At 52.1% G+C, this 261-nt stretch carries 1 rRNA gene; it reads left to right on the top strand.

Going from position 1 to position 261, the window contains the following annotated elements:
- A 16S ribosomal RNA gene (locus tag MRBLMU1_RS29555) occupies positions 1-120 on the top strand; the annotation flags it as partial.
- Positions 121-261 lie beyond the last annotated feature (141 nt).

Here is a 261-nt window from a genome sequence, read left to right as displayed (position 1 = left end):
GTTTTACCAGAAGTAGGTAGCTTAACCGCAAGGAGGGCGCTTACCACGGTAGGATTCGTGACTGGGGTGAAGTCGTAACAAGGTAGCCGTATCGGAAGGTGCGGCTGGATCACCTCCTTTCTAGAGTCGCACGGGTCAGCAATGACTCACTCATCAAGCGTTCACACTTATCGACTGTCAATATAAAGAACAGCATTTGGGGCTGTAGCTCAGCTGGTTAGAGCACCGTGTTGATAACGCGGGGGTCGTTGGTTCGAGTCC

Origin of the sequence: Burkholderia sp. LMU1-1-1.1 (genome assembly GCF_040675865.1) — a bacterium.
Taxonomy (GTDB): Bacteria; Pseudomonadota; Gammaproteobacteria; order Burkholderiales; family Burkholderiaceae_D; genus Rugamonas.
This window is presented reverse-complemented; position numbering and strand designations above follow the sequence as displayed.